General features: G+C 61.1%; 5 protein-coding genes. 3 read left to right on the top strand and 2 right to left on the bottom strand.

Annotated elements, in window-relative coordinates:
• Positions 1-229: hypothetical protein (locus V6C16_RS12440; protein ID WP_333543353.1), on the bottom strand; the 229-nt coding region annotated here is incomplete at its 3' end.
• On the opposite strand from V6C16_RS12440, the gene V6C16_RS12435 reads away from it, so the two are divergent.
• Both V6C16_RS12435 and V6C16_RS12430 read left to right on the top strand, forming a co-directional pair.
• Positions 209-511 (top strand): sensor histidine kinase, encoded by a 303-nt coding sequence (locus V6C16_RS12435; RefSeq protein WP_333543352.1) that lies wholly within the window; start codon positions 209-211, stop codon positions 509-511. The genes V6C16_RS12440 and V6C16_RS12435 overlap by 21 nt on opposite strands.
• Before the next feature lie 66 nt (positions 512-577).
• Positions 578-1,321: a response regulator transcription factor gene (locus V6C16_RS12430; RefSeq protein ID WP_333543351.1), complete on the top strand. Its 744-nt coding sequence runs from the start codon at positions 578-580 to the stop codon at positions 1,319-1,321.
• Positions 1,322-1,350: 29 nt separating this feature from the next.
• Here V6C16_RS12430 and V6C16_RS15015 read toward each other — a convergent pair whose 3' ends face one another.
• Positions 1,351-1,527: a helix-turn-helix domain-containing protein gene (locus tag V6C16_RS15015; protein ID WP_442886230.1), complete on the bottom strand. Its 177-nt coding sequence runs from the start codon at positions 1,525-1,527 to the stop codon at positions 1,351-1,353.
• On the opposite strand from V6C16_RS15015, the gene V6C16_RS12425 reads away from it, so the two are divergent.
• On the top strand, positions 1,493-1,732 hold a 240-nt coding region (locus V6C16_RS12425), incomplete at its 3' end, for a hypothetical protein (RefSeq protein ID WP_333543350.1). The two genes, V6C16_RS15015 and V6C16_RS12425, sit on opposite strands and share 35 nt — an antisense overlap.

Here is a 1,732-nt window from a genome sequence, read left to right as displayed (position 1 = left end):
ACACCAGGATCATGGCTTCCACCAGGGTGGAGACCACTTCGCGGATGGACTCAAGCACGAAGTCGTTGGTGTTCACAAGGATGGTATAATCAAGGCCGTCGGGCATGGTCAGGCCGATTTCGGCCAGATGGCCGTGGAAAAAGAGCGCCCCGCCCGCGCCAATGCGGATATTGCCGTACACGCCCAGCAGGAAAAACTGCGGGCCGATGTGCTGCGCTCTGTCTCGCACGACCTGCGCACGCCTCTGACTGCCATCTGCGGCAATGCCGCCGTGCTTGCCTCCGAAAATGACATGGAAACACAGCGTCCCAAGTCCCTTGCCCGGGCCATTGAAGAGGACACCCGCTATCTGGTGGAAATGGTGGAGAACCTGCTGTCGCTTACCCGGCTGGAACAATACGGCTTTACCCTGCGCCTGACGCCGGAACTGGCGGAAGACATTATCCGCGAGGCCGTAAACGCCACGCGCCCGACTGGAGGTGGCCGACAACGGGCCAGGCATTCCAGATGACGAAAAAACCCGCATTTTTGACATGTTCCATGCCGCCGTTATAAAAAACGGCGCACAGGAGTAGCCATGTCGCCATATCACGAACAGCAGGGCGTCATCGCCCCGGAACGCATCCTTGTGGTCGAGGATGACAAGGGCATACGCGCTCTTGTGACAGCCACCCTTGAAAGCAGGGGCATGGCCTACCTTGCGGCAGCCACAGGACGCGAGGCCATTGCCGAAGCGTCCCGCGCCGGGCCGGACGTCATCCTTCTCGACCCCGGCCTGCCTGACATGGACGGCACAGATATTATCCGCACGGTGCGCCAGTGGTCTATGGTTCCGATCATCGTGCTCAGCGCCCGCAGCGAGGATGACGACAAGGTTGCGGCTCTGGACGCCGGCGCGGACGACTATCTGACCAAGCCTTTCAGCGTTGACGAGTTGCTGGCCCGGCTGCGCGCGGCCTTGCGGCGCGGGCGCTATGAGCGCGGCAATCTGGGGCGTGATATCGATTTTTTTGAAAACGGCCCCCTGCGCATAGACTTTTCCGCAGGCAGCGCGCGCGTGAACGGGCAGGAAATCCATCTCGCCCCCACGGAATACAGGCTGCTGTGCCTGCTGGCGCGCAATGCGGGCAAGGTGCTCACGCACACGACCATCCTGCAGGCCGTGTGGGGCAGCTCACTGCCGCAAAACCTGCCCTCTCTGCGTGTTTTCATGGCAACCCTGCGCAAAAAACTGGAAGCCGCCGCCCCCCAGTGCAACTGCATCCATACCCATGTGGGCGTGGGCTATCGCATGACCCGCCTTGGCGAACCAGAAAGCTGAATATCCCGCAAACCAGCCGCCGTGAACGCTTACGCCCCTTCGTTTCCGTTGGGCGCTTCTGCCTGTTTTTTTCGGCCAAGCCCATATTTTCGCATCTTACGGTACAATGTGGTTCTGGCAATGCCCAGCGCATCCGCAGCTTTGCTCACATTTCCCCCTGATGCCTCAAGTGTGCTCCGCACCAGACTTTCACACAGCTCGTCCATTGAGGCCGCCCCTGCCTCCGTTCCCGCCAGTTCAAGGCTGCCTGCCGGCAAGGCGCAGTCCGCCCGTGCAGCCGGAAAAACTGCGGCACTGCAATCAAGCACATGGCGGGGCAGGCTTTCACAGCGTATGGACGTCCCGTCCGAAAGCACCCAGGCCCGTTCGCACACGTTTTACAGTTCGCGCACGTTGCCCGGCCAGGAATAC

It is taken from the genome of Desulfovibrio sp. 1188_IL3213 (genome assembly GCF_036763145.1).
Lineage (GTDB): Bacteria > Desulfobacterota > Desulfovibrionia > Desulfovibrionales > Desulfovibrionaceae > Desulfovibrio.
The sequence above is the reverse complement of the archived record's forward strand: the minus strand, read 5'-3'. Positions and strand labels throughout refer to the sequence as shown.